This is a genomic window from Companilactobacillus alimentarius DSM 20249, from assembly GCF_002849895.1.
Taxonomy (GTDB): Bacteria; Bacillota; Bacilli; order Lactobacillales; family Lactobacillaceae; genus Companilactobacillus; species Companilactobacillus alimentarius.
Genome location: NZ_CP018867.1, coordinates 214,612 through 230,450 on the forward strand (window position 1 = coordinate 214,612; position 15,839 = coordinate 230,450).

Sequence of the window (15,839 nt, forward strand, 5' to 3'; positions counted from 1 at the left end):
AAATGACAAGAGTTATTGTAGATAAAGAATTTTGGGAGTTATTTCCAGAAGCACAGATCAGTACTTTAACGATTCATAAAATAGATAATCATGTATATGAATCAGATGATCCATATTTTGCACAATTGCTTAAGGATGGAGCACAAGAGTCAAAGAAGTTTATTGAAAATGAAGTATTTCGTGATAATGAGGTTGTAGATGAGTGGCGTCAGGCCTTTAGAAAATTTAAGACTAAAAAAGGAGCTCGCTGTTCAATTGAGGCATTATTAAAACGTGTATCACAGGGACGTGAGTTCTCACCAATCAATCCATTAGTTGATATTTATAATAGTATTTCTTTGAAATATGGAGTTCCTTGTGGTGGTGAGAATCTTAATGCGATAGATGGGAATCTCCACTTAGGTAAGGCTAATGGTGGAGAGAGTTTCAAACCATTAGGATCAGATGAGGATGCTCCCGCATTGCCTGGTGAAATTATTTATTATGATAATACAGGAGCAATTTGTCGTTGTTTGAATTGGCGAGAAGCTCAAAGAACAATGCTGACTGAAGATACGACTGATTCTGTTTTGGTAATTGAGGCAATCGATCCTGCTTCAATAAGAAGAGCGACTGAGGCCATCAATGAATTAAAACAATTGGTAGAAAAGTATTTTCAAGTTACTGGTGAAATTAAACAGTTAACAAAGAATGATTTTGAAACTGAAGAGCTATAAACAAGATAATTATGAACTAAAAAGCCAAGACGTTAACTATACGCCTTGGCTTTTCAGTTATATAAATAATGATTTCTATTCTAGGACTAAAGAATCCTTTTGGTCTTTATCGACCATTCCAAAAATCAAAATGATAATTCCCAGAATCAAAGAACCAACAAAATAAAAGAAAATTGTAGCAATACTTAGATTAATGCTGAGTGAGAAACCAATCAAGTAAGGTCCGATGGTTGCTCCGATTCTACCAATTGATTGAGTAAATCCGATACCGACACCTCTGATTTCAATGGGATATTGGGTGGGTGTTAGAGCAATTAATATTCCCCAAGCACCAAGAGTGAAAAATGATAAAAGGCAACTACTGAAGACGACTAAGAAGGTATTTTGAGCTGTTCCAAATAAGAATGCTCCGATGATTGTGCCGACTAAGTAAATTTCGAGGACTTTTTTACGAGTTAGTTTACCCATTAAATAGGCTGCTAGAAAATAACCGGGTAATTGAGCGAAACTCATCAATAAGGTATAACCGAAACTGTGGACAACTGAAAAGCCTCGTTTGATTAGGACGCTAGGAAGCCAAAGAAACATGCCGTAATAAGTAAACATGATGATGAACCAAAGTAAGCTCAGACAGATAGTAGCACGACGGAAATCCTTTGCCCAGATTTGACTTAGGGCAATTCTGAGATTAAGTTTCTCGTTTTTAATATTGGTTTGAGCAGGCAAGTGGCGACGTATTACTAAAGTGTAAAGGGCCATGACTGATGTAACAATGACTGTAAAACGCCAACCATAGATCGGCATGAATAAGAAGGCTAAAAGAGATGCAACGATCCAACCAATTGCCCAAAAACTATCGACTAGAATAAGCATTTTGGAGCGTTTGTGACCAGAAAAGGAGTCGGCGATAATGGTGGTAGCCACTGGTAGTTCGCCACCTAAGCCGATTCCCGTGATGAAGCGGACAAGCATGAATTGAGAGACATTTGTCGTTAAAGCTAGAACTAAATTACTAATAGAAAAAATCAAGAGCGTAATAATAATAATATTCTTTTTGCCAAATTTATCAGCTAAGTAGCCGAAAAGAATTGCACCGACCATCATACCAACGGTTGTGATAGAACTAACTAATCCAATCTGATTGTCATTCAAAAACCATTCCTTTTTGATTAAGGGCATGATAAATGATAATAATGCTACATCGGCTGCGTCAAAAAGCCAGGCAGTACCAATAACCATTAAAAGCTTAAGGCCACTTTTTTCCTTAATTTGAGCATTCAAAATCTTAATACCTCCTAAAATTATATCTAAAAATAAATTATTTAATTAAAAGTAAAATTTACCTTTAGTAATGCAAAACAAAGACTATCATTAGTCTTATTTGAGGTCAAGCGATAACCTTAATTTGTACAACTTAGCGGGCCGACCACTTTTGCCGTGTTCAGTTCCAATTTCGGTAAAGAGGTGAGCATGAGTTTTTCTAAAGTTGGAGTTATCAATATTTTGGAAGGGTTCCTTCCAAAATGTTGCATAGACTTCGCGAGCTTCTTTTAGTGTAAAATCGTTGCCTAAGATTAATAGAATCGTTGGCAAATAATTTAGACGGTTAGTAACTCTTTGAAAGGCATGACGTAAAATCAAAGCGTGATCGCTAGTCAGATACTTAGCATTATCATATTTTCCAATATCTTTGTAGAATTTATTATCCGATACTTTCTCACTCAGAGTTTTGAAAACTAGGTCATTATGTTTCAGAATAAAACAATCTTTATCGTAATCTATCTCAAACCATTGAGCATCTTTTGCCCCATACCCAGCGGTTAATTTTGGCATATAGGGGAGATAGGTCATGTAACTGAGAGCAATTTCACGGTCATTGATGGAGCGATTGATGTCACTAAAGGTCGCTAGTTGTTCGGTATAAAAATTTGGCAAATCGATACCAATTTTTTCCCGAATCAAACGTAGTGACGCTTCTTCGGCATTTTCATTTGCTCGTAAAATGGTGGTAGGAAGTCCCCACTTGTCTGTGTTATAGCCGAGTGCATTTTTGATTAGTAGGATCAAAACTTTGTTGTTCGATGTATCGAAACTCCAAATGATATTAACAATACTGATTTTTAAATTGTTATTTATCGATGTGTCTGTCATTATTCAACCTCATTTATAATATGGATTTATTATAATTTACTTGTTGTATAGTTCCAATGATTTGACGGTTTTATTCTTGTTTATTGAATAGAAAAATTTTATAACATACGTGGAGGTTAGGAAAGACCTCGGGATGATATAAGATATCACTCCTCCCCTGAATCCATGAGATATCATCCTTGGTTGGGTTCTGAGTCATATCGATTTTATATCGGATATGAGGGGGGAAATAGATTATGAAAAAAATGTTAAGAAATAGTTTAATGTTAGGCGCTGCAATTTTAGGAATTAGTTCAGTTGGCGGTATTGCACAAGCTGCGACAACACCAACAACGACTCCAACGACAAGTACGACAACGACGACGCCATCAACAACTTCAACAGCTACTGCAGATATTACACCTGGACAGATAACAATTAATTCGGGACCAAGTTTCCTCTTTGGTACAGTTAAAGGTTCAGCTAACGATACAATGTACACATCAACGTCTACAACTGGTAATGTATCGGTTTCTGATGCTGCATCTGGGACTGGTTATACAGTAAGTGTTACGGCTAGTCCATTTACAACATCAGGTGCAAATCCTACGACTTTGAAGAACGCACAATTATTATTGGATGATAATGAGACAGATCCTGTTAAATCAGTAGATAGCGACAATGTTTCAACACCACCAACAATGATTGCTAACGCGATATTGTCAAGTGATCCAGTTGATATATTGAGTGCACCCGCAGGAACTGGTGTTGGTGCTTATACAGCAAGCTATGGTAATGGAGATGCTGAACTCAAAGTACCAGCTGGTAATATCGGCGGTTCTTATAGTTCAACATTGAACTGGACATTATCTAACGCACCATCATAAAAAGGTATTTGAGGGTCTGTGACAAGTTTTGTCACAAGCCTTCTTTTTTTGGAAAGGGATGTTCTTTTGAAAAAGTATCTTTGGACTCCAATTTTTCTTTGGATAAGCATTATTGCAATTCTAGGTTGTAACGGTGAAAAGGTTAAAGCTGCTACAAACCCACCGGTTAGTTATAACGTTATGCCGGAATTATCCAGTAATCAGATTAATAAAAAGGTTGGCTATTTTGATTTAAAAATAGCACCAAATCAAAAAGAACAAATCAAATTCAAAATCAATAATAATGATACTAAAAAACATAGTTATACTATTTCTATTAATCGGTCTGCAACGGATAAGAATGGTGTGATTATTTATAATAAACATAATGTAAAACCAGATAATGATTTGAAGTGTAATATTGAGAAGCTAGTTACTTATCCTAAACATATTTCACTAGCACCAAAGACATCTAGTGAGGTAACAGTCAATGTTACTGGTCCTTCCAAGAGGTTCGATGGAGTTTTGCTTGGTGGAATTTTCATAATGGAAAATAATCAAGTTAGCAATAAGACCACTAAAAAAGGTGTGACACTAAAAAATGAATATAGTTATGTTTTAGGGCTTCAACTACAAAATAATGAGAAAAATATTCAACCAGATTTGAAATTTGTTAAGGCTTCTGAAGCAAGCGAGAATGGTCAAGTTTATGTTGACGCTAAAATCGACAACGATGTTCCTAAGGTTGAACAGAAATTTAACGTAGCAGCGAAAGTGACACCACTCAATAGTAAGAAAGTAATCTTACGTTCTGAAAAAGAAAATGTTTCTATGGCACCAGACAGCTACTTTGATTATCCGATTAATGTTAATACTGTGACTGGATCTAAAAAGAGTAATAGATTACGTCCTGGCAAATACATGGTTTACCTCAATATTAAGGACAATGGCAGTCAAAATATTTGGCGTTTGCAACGGAAAATGACGATCAGTCGTGCACAGACAAGACGGATCAATAAGAAGACACCAGTTAATAACAATAAGAAGTTAATAATTCTTATTATTGCCATCTTAGTAATAATTGCTGGATTAGTAATTTGGTATTACAGAAAAAATAGGAAAGAATAATTGAAAAATTATTTTTGTTTAAAATAATAGCACTTATTTAGGCATAAACTGCATCGGTTAAAAATTGATGTAAATCCCAAATAAGTGCTATTTGATTCTAATCTATAGCTATCTTCGCTTTTTAGAAGACGTTAATAAGAACTGTGCCAGATATAACTAAGAATAAACCAACTACAGAGTAGATGGAGATTGATTCATTGTAGAAGACGATTCCAGCAATTGTAACGAGTATTAATCCAACGCTACCCCAAGTGGCATAAGTAAGACTTAATGGAAGTCTTTTCAAAACGTGGGAAAGAACAAACAAGCAGATAAAGTATGACGCCAAAGTTCCCACTGTTGGTAATAGATTGGTAAAACCATCCGTTTTCTTTAATAGTGAAGTTCCCAAGACTTCAAAACCGATGGAGACCAATAATAGTAAGTAGTTCATAAGCTTTTCCTCGATAAAAAAATTTCTCTCAATATCATACACGATTATTTTGAAAAAAACACTAATTATTTTTCGTTTTTGAATAATAAATTTAAATATATTTTGTTATGTTTAAATGCTAATTGACAGTTGGATTAGAATATATTAATTTTATTAGAGATTTTAAGGGGATAGGTGGGGCTTAACTTGATATTTGATAATGATTGGGATTTTTTAAAAATGCAATTGAAATCAGCATGGGGAGAAAAAATGCATTTCATCTATACATTGCTGATACCAATACTGATATTATTTCTGAATAAGAATTTATATTTTCCAGATGATATTACGATTTATATTTATTGGTCATATATCGTTGTGACAACTGTTTTCCATGGTTTTCTCATTAATTTAGTTCGTTGGCGTGAGAATGGTCGCTTTAAAAACATTTCTTTGTTGGTGAAATCTGATCATACAGTGATTTTAACGAATATCTTGGTTCAATTGATTGTTATTCAAATTGAAATTGCTTGTTTTAATCTAATTATGGCAATATTTGTAACGCATCTTTCTTGGGAAACCTTTGTTTATGGATTTTTGGCTTCATTTTTGGCGGTGTTGATCAGTTCCAGTATGTGGTCAATGTTTTTATTGTTAAAATTGAAACGAGGAACTTTTAATATATTAACTGGTTTGATATTTATTTTGGGCTTAATTAGTCTAGGAATTAGACCACAAGGAATAATGAAACATTTTTTAGTAATCGTTAGTCCTTTTCAACTAACTTACGAACTTTATAATATAGCTTTCAATGAGACTAGTTTGCAAGTTTTGTTGGGTATATGTGTCGGGGTATATATAATAGTAGGAATAATTCTACTTTGGAAAATCTCTTTGAGAACACCACGACATAGGCTATAAAAATATCCGAAGTTTTGAAAGGGAAGTACTTTGAAAAAAATAATTGTATTATTAATGTTATTACCGACTTTACTCACTGGCTGTACTAATGGAAATGGAATTGATTCTAGCAATCAAACATCCACCAAAAATATCAGTGAGTGGACTTATCAATCAGGCGATAAACCGGTGAAAATAATTAATCATGATAATCCGACAACTATTAAAGAATCTGAGTTTAAATATTCCCATATTAACTATGGTGGTTTAGACAAATTGCAGCGGACGAAGGCTGTAACAGCTTATTTAACAAAGAATAATCTAGGTCATTCTAATACACGAACAAGACAAATTTGGCGACCAACTGGTTGGCACAATCAGCCTAAATATATTGATGGAACACGAGTTATTCCCCAAAATCGTGGCCATTTGATTGCTTATACAGTGACATTCAACTTAAACAATAAAGGACAAGAACAAGTAGGAGAACTTGGTAGTATTGACAATCCTTATAATCTTTTTACGCAAACAGAGTTTTCTAATCAACAGACGATGACGCAAGTGGAACAAAAAGTTCGAACAGCTCTAGCTCAAAATAAGAAGGTTATCTACAAAGTTGAACCAATTTTTCGTGGTAATGAATTGATGGCTCGAGGAGTTTGGGTTCAAGCACTAACAACGGATGGGTCTATGAAATTTAACCGCTATCTGTTTAACGTTCAAGATAGAATTAAATTTGACTATGCAACAGGAAGGTCGGTAGTTGATTATAAGTTACGGGTACCAGCTGTAGAAAACCAAGCAACTTATTATAAGCATGCATATCACCCTAAGTATCGACACTAGTTTGTTTTTCTCTAATTGACATTTAATTTAATTATAATTAATATTATTATTTATATATGTCTATTTGAGAGGGATGAGTCTATGGACGATAGTTTAAGCGTTGACAGTGCTCTTAAAGACACATTGCCAACCGTATTTGGATATATTGGAATTGGAATTTCGTTTGGAATTGTTGCTGCTGCAGCTGGATTGAGCGTCTTGAATGCCACCTTGATGTCACTGATAGTTTACGGAGGCTCAGCACAATTCATTTTGGTTAGTTCATTGGCTATTGGAACACCGATGGTTTCGATAATTTTATCGGTTTTTTTAGTTAATTCACGAATGATTTTGATGAGTATGACCACAGCCAATTTTTTTAAAAAGAATTCGCTCTTTGAGAATATCCTCGTGGGTAGCCTGATTACCGATGAAAGTTTTGCACTCAGTATGAACAAGTTGAATTTCACCAATGGCAAATTGTCGTTCAAGTGGTTCAATACTGTAAATTTATTAGCTTATATAGTTTGGGCAGCGTCGACTATGGTGGGAGCAATGCTTGGTAAAGTTATCAGTGATCCTAAACAATTGGGGTTAGATTTTGCTTTGGTAGCTATGTTCATTGGTCTATTATATTTACAAATTATTAACGACCATGCGATTTCTTTAAAAATTCAATTGATCGTAGTGTTAATTATGTTGCCATTAGTTTATTTTGGTCTGGTATTCATTTCTTCAGATCTGTTAATCTTAGTTGTTACTTTAATAGGTTGTACGTTAGGGGTGGTCTTGAAACATGCCTTCAACTGAATTTATTATTTGGACTATTATTGGCTGTGGAATCGTCACTTTGTTATCAAGAATCATGCCATTTATTTTGTTAAAAAAGTTTAATCTCCCCGCTAAAGTGGTGGAATTCTTAAGCTTTGTACCAATAACAATCATGGCGGCACTTTGGTTTGAAAATTTGTTCGAGCAGCATTTAGGTCACTTGCCGCAAATTAATTATGAAAATTTATTAGCTTCGGTACCAACAGTTTTAAGTGCCATAATAACGAAAAAACTATTAGTGATCGTTATTGTTGGTATAGTATCTCTAGCAATTGTTCGATTGGTTATTTGAATAAATTAATAGATAGTAAAATAGGTAAAACAATAGACCAAGGTAGTCAAAATACGATTGCCTTGGTCTATTATTTAGACTAAAAAAATCTGTTAATCACTAACGACAACATAGGACTTAATAACTTTTCGATCTCTCATTTCTTGATAAGCACTATTAATGTCATCTAATTTGAAACTCTTAGTAAAGACTAGTCCGGGATTGATTTCACCGTCTAAAACAGCCTTTAATAAACGTTGTTTATCGTAGGTTGAAACGGATGCGGGTCCACCAGCAATAGTAATGTTGTTAGCAAATGGAGTAGTTATGTCCATATTCCCTGTGTGTGGCAAGCCAACCCTACCGATAATTGCTCCGGGACGTCCAACTTGTAGAGCGGTTTTAGTTGATAATTCAGTTCCAACACATTCCAAAACGGCATCGGCACCAAATCCGTTGGTCAAAGCAAGTATTTTCTTAACACCTTGATCGCCACGTTCAGAAACATTATCTGTAGCACCAAATTTCTCAGCTAAAGCTTGACGGTCAGGATGGCGGCTAGTTGAAATAATCTTTTTAGCACCAAGCAATTTTGCAGAAATAATACCACAAAGTCCTACAGCACCATCGCCCATGACGACGACTGTGTCACCACTTTTGACATGACTGACTCTAGCTGCATGATAACCAGTAGCTGTAACATCAGCTAAGGTCAACAATGATTTGAGCATGCCTTCACTATAATCGCTGGGTTTGCCAGGTACCTTGATCAAAGCCCATTGTCCGTGTTGGAATCTGATATATTCGCCTTGATTTCCATTACTGAAATTATCAGTGTGTGATTGACAATCGCCATCAAATCCAGCTAGACAAGCAGGGCAATGTCCACATCCATGAGTAAATGGAGCAATCACAAAATCGCCAACCTTGACAGTGGTGATATCTGAGCCGACCTCTTCGACAATTCCAATTGCTTCGTGACCGTCGTTTTCTGAATGTTTTGCCTTATCCTCTAAACCACGATAAGCCCAAAGATCGGAACCACAAACACAAGCACGAATAACTTTTATGATGACGTCGTCAGGCTTTTGGATCGTAGGTTTGTCCACATCCTCGATTTTTACTTCACCGACACGTTCGAAAACAGCTTTTTTCATATTTTTCCCTCCATAATATTATGTGATAATTATAACGTTCTTTTCGTAAATATCATTGCATATTGATAGTTAGTTGTCCCAATTGATCAATCTTGCTGACTAGTTGATCGCCAGATTGTAGGAATTCCTTGGGGTTTCGACCGAATCCTACTCCACCTGGAGTACCTGTAAAGATTAAATCTCCTGGGAATAATTCTGTGATACTTGATAAATAATTAACAAGTTTCTCAGGGTTAAAAATTAGATTACCCAACTGGCTGTGTTGTTTTTCTTGACCGTTGACTTCTGTAGTAATAGTTAATGAAGTTAGATCTGGAATCTCATCAGGAGTTGTCAACCAAGGTCCGATAGGTGAGAAGTTTTGATAAGACTTAGCTAGGGAAAATTGTGGATTCGAATTGGCAAATTGGAGTTGACGGTCGGATAAGTCTTGACCGACCATATATCCAGCAATATGTTTTGAGGTATCGGTTAATTTGATATTGCGACCACCATCGCCAATTACGATGACTAATTCGGTTTCCCAGTCGGTTTGGGGACTAGGAATCTTGACGGTAGGATTAGGTCCGGTTAATGAACTGACAAATTTAGTAAAGATATTTGGTACCTTGGGAGCTGAAGTGTGCAGCTCATTCATGTGGTCGCGATAGTTGAATCCCACCGCAAAAATCTGTTGAGGTTTTTGAATAGGTAGTGAGAAGTCATTTGAGTCAGGTAGGCTTTCTTTTTGACCCAAATTTATTTCTTCGTTTAAATGGGGAAGCATTTCCTGTAAATTATTAAAACCTTTGACTGGTTGAATGTTGTCAGAATTGATAACGACAACTTGATTATGGTACATTGCTAATTTCATTTTGATGATCCTTTCGAGCTTTATTATCTTTATTTTAGTACAGTCTAGATTTTTATTAACAAAATATTTAGGAAATTGTCATTCGAATGAAAGTGTTTACAAGTGTCGATATTGTGATAAAATTAACATGAAAGTGAGGCTCTTGTAATATGACAGATTATAATTTTTTGAAACCATATACTTTTGAAAAAAAGGGAATTACGGTTAAAAATCGGATTGTTATACCACCAATGACTGAGGAAATGAGCTTTTCCAATGGAGAAGTAACGGCTGATGAATTGCGTTACTATCATATTCACAGTGGTGGAGCTGGTATATTTATTACGGGTGTTGCAAATGTTAATGCTTTAGGAAAAGGTTTTGAGGGTGAACTTAGTGCTGAGGACGATAAGTTTATTCCTAGCCTGACAAAATTAGCTTCTGCAATTCACAAAGATGGGACAAAGGCTATTTTGCAGATTTTTAGTGCAGGGAGAATGTCTTCAACAGCTGTTCTACGGGGACAACAGCCAGTCAGTGCTAGTGCTGTTAAGGCGACCCGAAAGAATTCAGAAACTCCACGTGCTTTAAGTGAAGCTGAGGTTGAACAAACTATTAAAGACTTTGGCGCAGCAACTAAGCGTGCGATTCAAGCGGGGTTTGATGGTGTTGAAATTCACGGAGCTAATACGTATCTGATTCAACAATTCTTCTCACCGCATTCTAATCGTCGGACTGATAAGTGGGGCGGCAGTCTTGAGAAGCGGATGGCTTTTCCTTTAGCAGTCGTTGATGAAGTTCAAAAGGCAATTGATAAATATGCTGACAGACCATTCTTGATGGGATATCGTATTTCACCAGAGGAAATTGAAGAGCCAGGTATTAGATTCGATGATACATTGAAATTAGTCGATGCCTTGAAAGAGAAACCTTTGGATTATCTTCATGTTTCTATGGGAAATGTCTGGAGAAAGTCGTTGAATGATAAGACAATTACGACACCGTTGAATTTGACAATTAAAAAACATATTGGAGAGCTTCCCCTAATTGGTGTCGGCGATATTCAAAGTCCGGCAGACGCTAAAAAGGTTCTTGATGAAGGAATTGATTTTGCTGCTTTAGGTCGAGAAATGTTGCGTGAACCACATTGGGTTCAAAAAGTTATTGCGGGCGATGAGGACGCTATTCGTTATACGATTGCACCAGCTGATCATGAGGAACTTGGTTTAGTTGGAACATTCTGGGAATTTCTATTACAAGGATTCCACGATGGTTTGCAGTTGAGCAGTGAACCGCATACTCTAGAAGATCGTCAAAAGTTTAATGCCACTTTGGATCATATTTTTGGTGGCGGTAAGTAAATATAATTTTGTTGTTAAAAAAGTCGATATGATAACCATTTTGAAATGGCGAACATATCGGCTTTTTGGTTTCTTCCTTATTTGACAGAAATATCAGACTGATATATATTGAAAAAAGTTGTTTTATATCAGGCTGATATATAAGGAGTAAATTATGTATGATTTATTTGTTTTAGGACAATTGATGGACGAATCTATGAGTGGCTATTTGATGCAACAAATCTTGCAGCAGTTGGTAGGGCGTAATCGTAAGATCAGTTTTGGAATGATATATCCGCTTTTTAAGCGATTAAGTGAAGCAGGATATATCAACTTAGTGGAAGAACAAAGTGATAATGGGAACCGCCCTAAAAAAGTGGCCTCAATTACCAAAGAGGGTCGGATTCGTTTTAAGGAGTTAATGGAACAAGTAGTACCGTTGAATCCTAATCTAGAATTTACTTACAGTGTGAAATTTCGTAATTTTCATCAGGTTGATTTGAAATTACGTCTAAAAATACTGGGTGATTACCGAAATTATTTGTTAGAGAATCAAAATTTATTAAAACAACAGTTTCATGATTTACCACAAACAAATATTTCTCAACCGGACCTAGAAAATGCCAAATGGGTCATTGATTTAGACCAGATGAAAACTAAGGCTGCATTAGATTGGGTCGAAAAAGCATTAAAAGAGTTTGAAAAATAGGGGGAATTTCTCTTGGAAGAACCAGAAACAATGTCACGCAAGACCATCTTATTGATGGCAGTAGTCACAGGAGTCATTGTGGCTAATTTAAATTTTATTCAGCCAATTGAAAATCTGATTGCAACTGACTTCGGAATCTCAAAAGCAGTAGTCGGTATGTTAGCTATGATTACTCAACTAGGCTACGCGTTAGGATTATTACTAATTGTCCCGCTGGGCGATATTTTCAATCGTTATCGGTTGATTCAATTCATGATGATTCTATCAATTATTTCATTATTATTGGCCTTTTTATCACCGAATGCGACAATTTTCGCCATTGCGACGGCTTTGATCGGTATCACTTCGGTAGCACCACAGATAATCATTCCTTATGCAGGTTATTTAGCTCCACCACTGCAAAGGGGAAAAGTTTTAGGAATAGTCTTAAGTGGATTATTGACGGGGATTCTTTTGTCACGGTCATTTAGTGGATTATTAGGTAGTATTATGCCATGGCAGGATATTTATTTAATTGCTGCAGGGATCGACTTGATCTTTTTAGTCATCGTTAATCGTTTCTTGCCTCGCGATGAACGTGGTCATCAAGATTTGCGTTACTGGCCAGTTATTAAGACGTTGCCAAAATTATTTGCCAGTCAAAAGGCTTTGAGAAGTTCAGCCATAAACGGATTTTGTATGTTTGGGATGTCGAATGTTTTGTGGTCTACTTTAGCCTTTTATTTAGCAGCTCAATATAATTTAGGCAGTAATGTTGCCGGCTTGTTGGGATTATTAGGTATAGCAGGAGTTTTAGTAGCTCCTTGGGTAGGTACTTTAGTCGATGAACGTTCGCCACGATTGACAATTGGCTTGAGTATGATTTTTTCTGGAGTTGCTTTTGTGATTTTTTGGTTGATCGGTGCTTGGTTGATTGGTTTAGTTATTGGAATCATTCTCTTGGATTTAGGAACACAGTTCAGTCAAGTTTCCAATCAAGCTATCGTACAATCGTTGAATCGCAAAGAAAGCAGTCGTAATAATTCTATTTTTATGTTCAGTTACTTTTTAGGTGGTTCATTTGGAACTTTATTTGCTACTTGGGCTTGGAGTCATTTCGGCTGGATCGGCGTTTGTTTAGTAGCACTTGTCTTCCTGATTATTGCTATTGGTGATCATTTTATTATTGGAGAACCTGAAAAATTAAATAGAGAAGCGTAGTTCGATTCGTTTTATTTTGTAAATCATTTCAAGTGTTATATTATTTTTCCGAGGGAATAATATATGGAAAAATTTTCGCTATTAATTGTTTTATTTGCGGCTTTAGCTACGCCGTTAATTACTGCTAAATTTCATTTGCAAAGAATGCCGACAGCTATTTCTGAGATAATTATGGGAATCATCATCGGAAAGACTGGTTTCAATTTTGTGCAGCCAGATTCTAGTCTGCAATATGTTGCTAATTTAGGTGTGATAATGCTGATTTTCTTAGGTGGTATGGAAATCGACTTCTCTTTACTGGAACCTAAGAAAGGACAATATTCGCCATTAGGAACGTCACTTGCTGGGTTTGGATCAATCTTCTTTTTGTCATTGATTCTAAGCGGAATCTTGTATGCACTGGGTATTTTCAGTGAGTTTATCTTAGCGGTTATTTTATTTAGTACGATTGCTCTAGGAGTTATCATTTCACTATTGAAAGAAGTGGGACTACTCGATACTGACTATGGACAGACGATTTTACTGACGTCGGCTTTTGGTGAGTTCATTCCATTGGTAGCCTTGACAGTTTATGCGGCGGTAAAACGTCAGAATTATTTGTCGGTTCTAGGTTTACCAGTGATCTTTATCATTGCAATTATCTTATTGAGGCGATTTAACCGAATTTATGTCTTCTTTGAAAAAATAGATAAGTCAACGACGCAACTTGATATTCGTTTGGCCTTTTTCTTGATTTTTACGTTGGTAACTTTTGCTGAACAAATTGGTGCTGAGAATATTTTAGGTGCATTCTTAGCCGGAGCAGTTATGAAATTGTTACGGCCCAAGGAAGATACTGAGGAGAAATTAAGTTCAATGGGATACGGGTTCTTTATTCCAGTTTTCTTTATTACTACTGGTGTGAAATTGAATCTGCGAACATTATTAACCAATAAAGAAGCTTTGATTCTGATTCCGGTCTTCTTCATTGCCTTTATTTTGTCAAAGACTATCGTCTACTTTGTCTTCAGAAAGAGATTTGGAAGACGTTATTCAGCTGCGGCAACAATCTTAGCTTCAACAACGATAACTTTGGTCTTGCCAATTTTGGAAGTAGGAAAGAATCTGAAATTGATCACAACTCCACAAGCAGGAGCAATCACTCTGGCTGCAATTATAACTTGTTTAATTGGACCAACGTTGTTCAATAAAATTCTTAGCAAAGGTAACACTGAGACAAAAGAAGCCTAATCAGGAATAAATTTAAGCAAAGTTTAACAAGGTGCGTTACACTAATCCTGTTAAGAAAAAACTAACAGGAAAAGGAGTCTTTTTTAATGAAGAAAAAATATGAAGCAAGTACCGAAGAAAAACATTTGGAAATTGTAAATATTGCCAGTCTTGAAAAACGCGTCAAGGACCACATGAGCAATGAAAAGGGTGCTTTTGGCTATATCCGCGGCGGTTCAGAAGACGAGTGGACTATGAAGCAAAACACCGAAGCTTTCAGTAAGAAAAAGATTATGCCTCGTGTCTTGCAAGGTATCGATCACGCCGATTTAAGTACAAAATTATGGGACATTGACTTGAAGACTCCAATCATTGAAGCTCCATCAGCTGCCCATGGGTTAGCACATGCTAAAGGTGAAGTTGATACTGCTAAGGGTGTTGCGGATGCCGGTTCTATCTTTTCAATGAGCACTTATGGAAGTACTTCTGTTCAAGATGCAGCTGCAGCTGCACCGGATGCACCACAATTTTTCCAACTATATATGAGTAAAGATGATAAATTTAATGAATTCTTGATTAAAGAAGCTGTTAAAGCTGGCGTTAAAGCAATTGTCTTGACGGTTGACTCAACGCTTGGTGGCTATCGTGAAGAGGATATTATCAATAAGTTCCAATTCCCACTGCCAATGCCTAACTTAGCTGCCTTTTCAGAAGGCGATGGCGAAGGTAAAGGCATTTCTGAGATTTATGCTGCTGCTAAACAGGGAATTGTTCCTTCCGATATTCAAAAGATCAAGGATATGTCTGGTTTACCAGTAATCGTTAAGGGTATTCAATCCCCTGATGATGCAGAATTGGCCATTGATTTTGGTGCTGATGGTATTTGGATCTCAAATCATGGTGGTCGTCAATTGGATGGTGGACCTGCCTCATTTGATGTATTACCCACAATCGCTTCGGCTGTTGATAAGCGTGTTCCCGTTATCTTTGATAGTGGTGTAAGACGTGGTGAACATGTCTTCAAAGCCTTGGCCAGTGGAGCTGATTTAGTTGCAGTTGGTCGTCCAATTATTTATGGATTGAATCTTGGTGGCGCTCAAGGTGTCACTGATGTAATCAATCATTTGAATATGGAGTTGTCAATCACAATGCAACTTGCCGGTACTAAGACAATTAATGATGTTAAAAATAATCAATTATTAGATTAGTAAAGGGTTTAAAAAATAATCAATTAGCGGTATTCTTATTTAATTATGAGAATATTGCTATTTTTTTATAATTAAATTATAAAATAGCAAAGAAAACGTTTTCTG

17 protein-coding genes are annotated in these 15,839 nt (G+C 36.1%); 12 read left to right on the forward strand and 5 right to left on the reverse strand.

Annotated features, from left to right (window positions below; all coding sequences use genetic code 11):
• The first annotated feature begins 2 nt into the window (after positions 1 to 2).
• Entirely contained in the window at positions 3 to 716 is a 714-nt protein-coding gene (locus LA20249_RS01120) for a B3/B4 domain-containing protein (protein WP_057739202.1), read from the forward strand.
• A 75-nt stretch (positions 717 to 791) separates the two neighbouring features.
• Here LA20249_RS01120 and LA20249_RS01125 read toward each other — a convergent pair whose 3' ends face one another.
• Entirely contained in the window at positions 792 to 1,955 is a 1,164-nt protein-coding gene (locus LA20249_RS01125; RefSeq protein WP_057739824.1) for an MFS transporter, read from the reverse strand.
• A 138-nt stretch (positions 1,956 to 2,093) separates the two neighbouring features.
• Positions 2,094 to 2,867: an NrtR DNA-binding winged helix domain-containing protein gene (locus LA20249_RS01130; RefSeq protein ID WP_057739203.1), complete on the reverse strand. Its 774-nt coding sequence runs from the start codon at positions 2,865 to 2,867 to the stop codon at positions 2,094 to 2,096.
• A 236-nt stretch (positions 2,868 to 3,103) separates the two neighbouring features.
• Between LA20249_RS01130 and LA20249_RS01135 the strand changes: the two genes are divergently transcribed.
• Positions 3,104 to 3,733, forward strand: a complete 630-nt coding sequence (locus LA20249_RS01135; protein WP_057739204.1) for a WxL domain-containing protein — start codon at positions 3,104 to 3,106, stop codon at positions 3,731 to 3,733.
• Between the two features lie 66 nt (positions 3,734 to 3,799).
• Entirely contained in the window at positions 3,800 to 4,840 is a 1,041-nt protein-coding gene (locus tag LA20249_RS01140; RefSeq protein ID WP_057739205.1) for a WxLIP family cell surface protein, read from the forward strand.
• A 121-nt stretch (positions 4,841 to 4,961) separates the two neighbouring features.
• Here the strand turns inward: LA20249_RS01140 and LA20249_RS01145 are convergent, their stop codons facing one another.
• Entirely contained in the window at positions 4,962 to 5,273 is a 312-nt protein-coding gene (locus LA20249_RS01145; RefSeq protein WP_057739206.1) for a DMT family transporter, read from the reverse strand.
• 186 nt (positions 5,274 to 5,459) lie between these two features.
• On the opposite strand from LA20249_RS01145, the gene LA20249_RS01150 reads away from it, so the two are divergent.
• The 4 genes from LA20249_RS01150 to LA20249_RS01165 all read left to right on the forward strand — a co-directional run bounded on the left by LA20249_RS01150 (position 5,460) and on the right by LA20249_RS01165 (position 8,100).
• Complete coding sequence (locus tag LA20249_RS01150) at positions 5,460 to 6,173, forward strand: hypothetical protein (RefSeq protein WP_057739207.1); 714 nt, start codon at positions 5,460 to 5,462, stop codon at positions 6,171 to 6,173.
• 30 nt (positions 6,174 to 6,203) lie between these two features.
• The gene (locus tag LA20249_RS01155; protein ID WP_057739208.1) at positions 6,204 to 6,998 is read left to right on the forward strand and encodes a DNA/RNA non-specific endonuclease; all 795 of its coding nucleotides are present in this window, start codon (positions 6,204 to 6,206) and stop codon (positions 6,996 to 6,998) included.
• Between the two features lie 81 nt (positions 6,999 to 7,079).
• A complete protein-coding gene (locus tag LA20249_RS01160) occupies positions 7,080 to 7,787 on the forward strand; it encodes an AzlC family ABC transporter permease (protein WP_057739209.1) in 708 nt (235 codons plus the stop codon).
• Entirely contained in the window at positions 7,774 to 8,100 is a 327-nt protein-coding gene (locus LA20249_RS01165; RefSeq protein WP_057739210.1) for an AzlD domain-containing protein, read from the forward strand. Before LA20249_RS01160 ends, LA20249_RS01165 begins: the two co-directional genes overlap by 14 nt.
• 92 nt (positions 8,101 to 8,192) lie before the next feature.
• Here the strand turns inward: LA20249_RS01165 and LA20249_RS01170 are convergent, their stop codons facing one another.
• Positions 8,193 to 9,236, reverse strand: coding sequence for a zinc-binding dehydrogenase (locus tag LA20249_RS01170; protein ID WP_057739211.1), 1,044 nt, complete (start codon positions 9,234 to 9,236; stop codon positions 8,193 to 8,195).
• Positions 9,237 to 9,288: 52 nt separating this feature from the next.
• The gene (locus LA20249_RS01175; RefSeq protein ID WP_057739212.1) at positions 9,289 to 10,089 is read right to left on the reverse strand and encodes a fumarylacetoacetate hydrolase family protein; all 801 of its coding nucleotides are present in this window, start codon (positions 10,087 to 10,089) and stop codon (positions 9,289 to 9,291) included.
• 149 nt (positions 10,090 to 10,238) lie between these two features.
• On the opposite strand from LA20249_RS01175, the gene LA20249_RS01180 reads away from it, so the two are divergent.
• From LA20249_RS01180 to LA20249_RS01200, 5 genes are all read left to right on the forward strand, one after another.
• Positions 10,239 to 11,429, forward strand: a complete 1,191-nt coding sequence (locus tag LA20249_RS01180; protein WP_057739213.1) for an NADH-dependent flavin oxidoreductase — start codon at positions 10,239 to 10,241, stop codon at positions 11,427 to 11,429.
• 154 nt (positions 11,430 to 11,583) lie between these two features.
• On the forward strand, positions 11,584 to 12,117 hold the full coding sequence (locus LA20249_RS01185) for a PadR family transcriptional regulator (protein ID WP_057739214.1): 534 nt from the start codon (positions 11,584 to 11,586) through the stop codon (positions 12,115 to 12,117).
• Positions 12,118 to 12,147: 30 nt separating this feature from the next.
• Positions 12,148 to 13,317, forward strand: coding sequence for an MFS transporter (locus tag LA20249_RS01190; protein ID WP_057739825.1), 1,170 nt, complete (start codon positions 12,148 to 12,150; stop codon positions 13,315 to 13,317).
• A 63-nt stretch (positions 13,318 to 13,380) separates the two neighbouring features.
• The gene (locus LA20249_RS01195; protein WP_057739215.1) at positions 13,381 to 14,547 is read left to right on the forward strand and encodes a cation:proton antiporter; all 1,167 of its coding nucleotides are present in this window, start codon (positions 13,381 to 13,383) and stop codon (positions 14,545 to 14,547) included.
• 86 nt (positions 14,548 to 14,633) lie between these two features.
• The gene (locus LA20249_RS01200) at positions 14,634 to 15,734 is read left to right on the forward strand and encodes a lactate oxidase (RefSeq protein WP_057739216.1); all 1,101 of its coding nucleotides are present in this window, start codon (positions 14,634 to 14,636) and stop codon (positions 15,732 to 15,734) included.
• The last annotated feature ends 105 nt before the right edge of the window (positions 15,735 to 15,839 follow it).

Coding starts and splice junctions, on each gene's coding strand:
- LA20249_RS01185 (WP_057739214.1), top strand. CDS start 11,584: ATGTATGATTTATTTGTTTTAGGACAATTGATGGACGAATCTATGAGT.
- LA20249_RS01170 (WP_057739211.1), bottom strand. CDS start 9,236: ATGAAAAAAGCTGTTTTCGAACGTGTCGGTGAAGTAAAAATCGAGGAT.
- LA20249_RS01165 (WP_057739210.1), top strand. CDS start 7,774: ATGCCTTCAACTGAATTTATTATTTGGACTATTATTGGCTGTGGAATC.
- LA20249_RS01190 (WP_057739825.1), top strand. CDS start 12,148: ATGTCACGCAAGACCATCTTATTGATGGCAGTAGTCACAGGAGTCATT.
- LA20249_RS01175 (WP_057739212.1), bottom strand. CDS start 10,089: ATGAAATTAGCAATGTACCATAATCAAGTTGTCGTTATCAATTCTGAC.
- LA20249_RS01135 (WP_057739204.1), top strand. CDS start 3,104: ATGAAAAAAATGTTAAGAAATAGTTTAATGTTAGGCGCTGCAATTTTA.
- LA20249_RS01130 (WP_057739203.1), bottom strand. CDS start 2,867: ATGACAGACACATCGATAAATAACAATTTAAAAATCAGTATTGTTAAT.
- LA20249_RS01160 (WP_057739209.1), top strand. CDS start 7,080: ATGGACGATAGTTTAAGCGTTGACAGTGCTCTTAAAGACACATTGCCA.
- LA20249_RS01180 (WP_057739213.1), top strand. CDS start 10,239: ATGACAGATTATAATTTTTTGAAACCATATACTTTTGAAAAAAAGGGA.
- LA20249_RS01200 (WP_057739216.1), top strand. CDS start 14,634: ATGAAGAAAAAATATGAAGCAAGTACCGAAGAAAAACATTTGGAAATT.
- LA20249_RS01195 (WP_057739215.1), top strand. CDS start 13,381: ATGGAAAAATTTTCGCTATTAATTGTTTTATTTGCGGCTTTAGCTACG.
- LA20249_RS01145 (WP_057739206.1), bottom strand. CDS start 5,273: ATGAACTACTTACTATTATTGGTCTCCATCGGTTTTGAAGTCTTGGGA.
- LA20249_RS01120 (WP_057739202.1), top strand. CDS start 3: ATGACAAGAGTTATTGTAGATAAAGAATTTTGGGAGTTATTTCCAGAA.
- LA20249_RS01125 (WP_057739824.1), bottom strand. CDS start 1,955: ATGGTTATTGGTACTGCCTGGCTTTTTGACGCAGCCGATGTAGCATTA.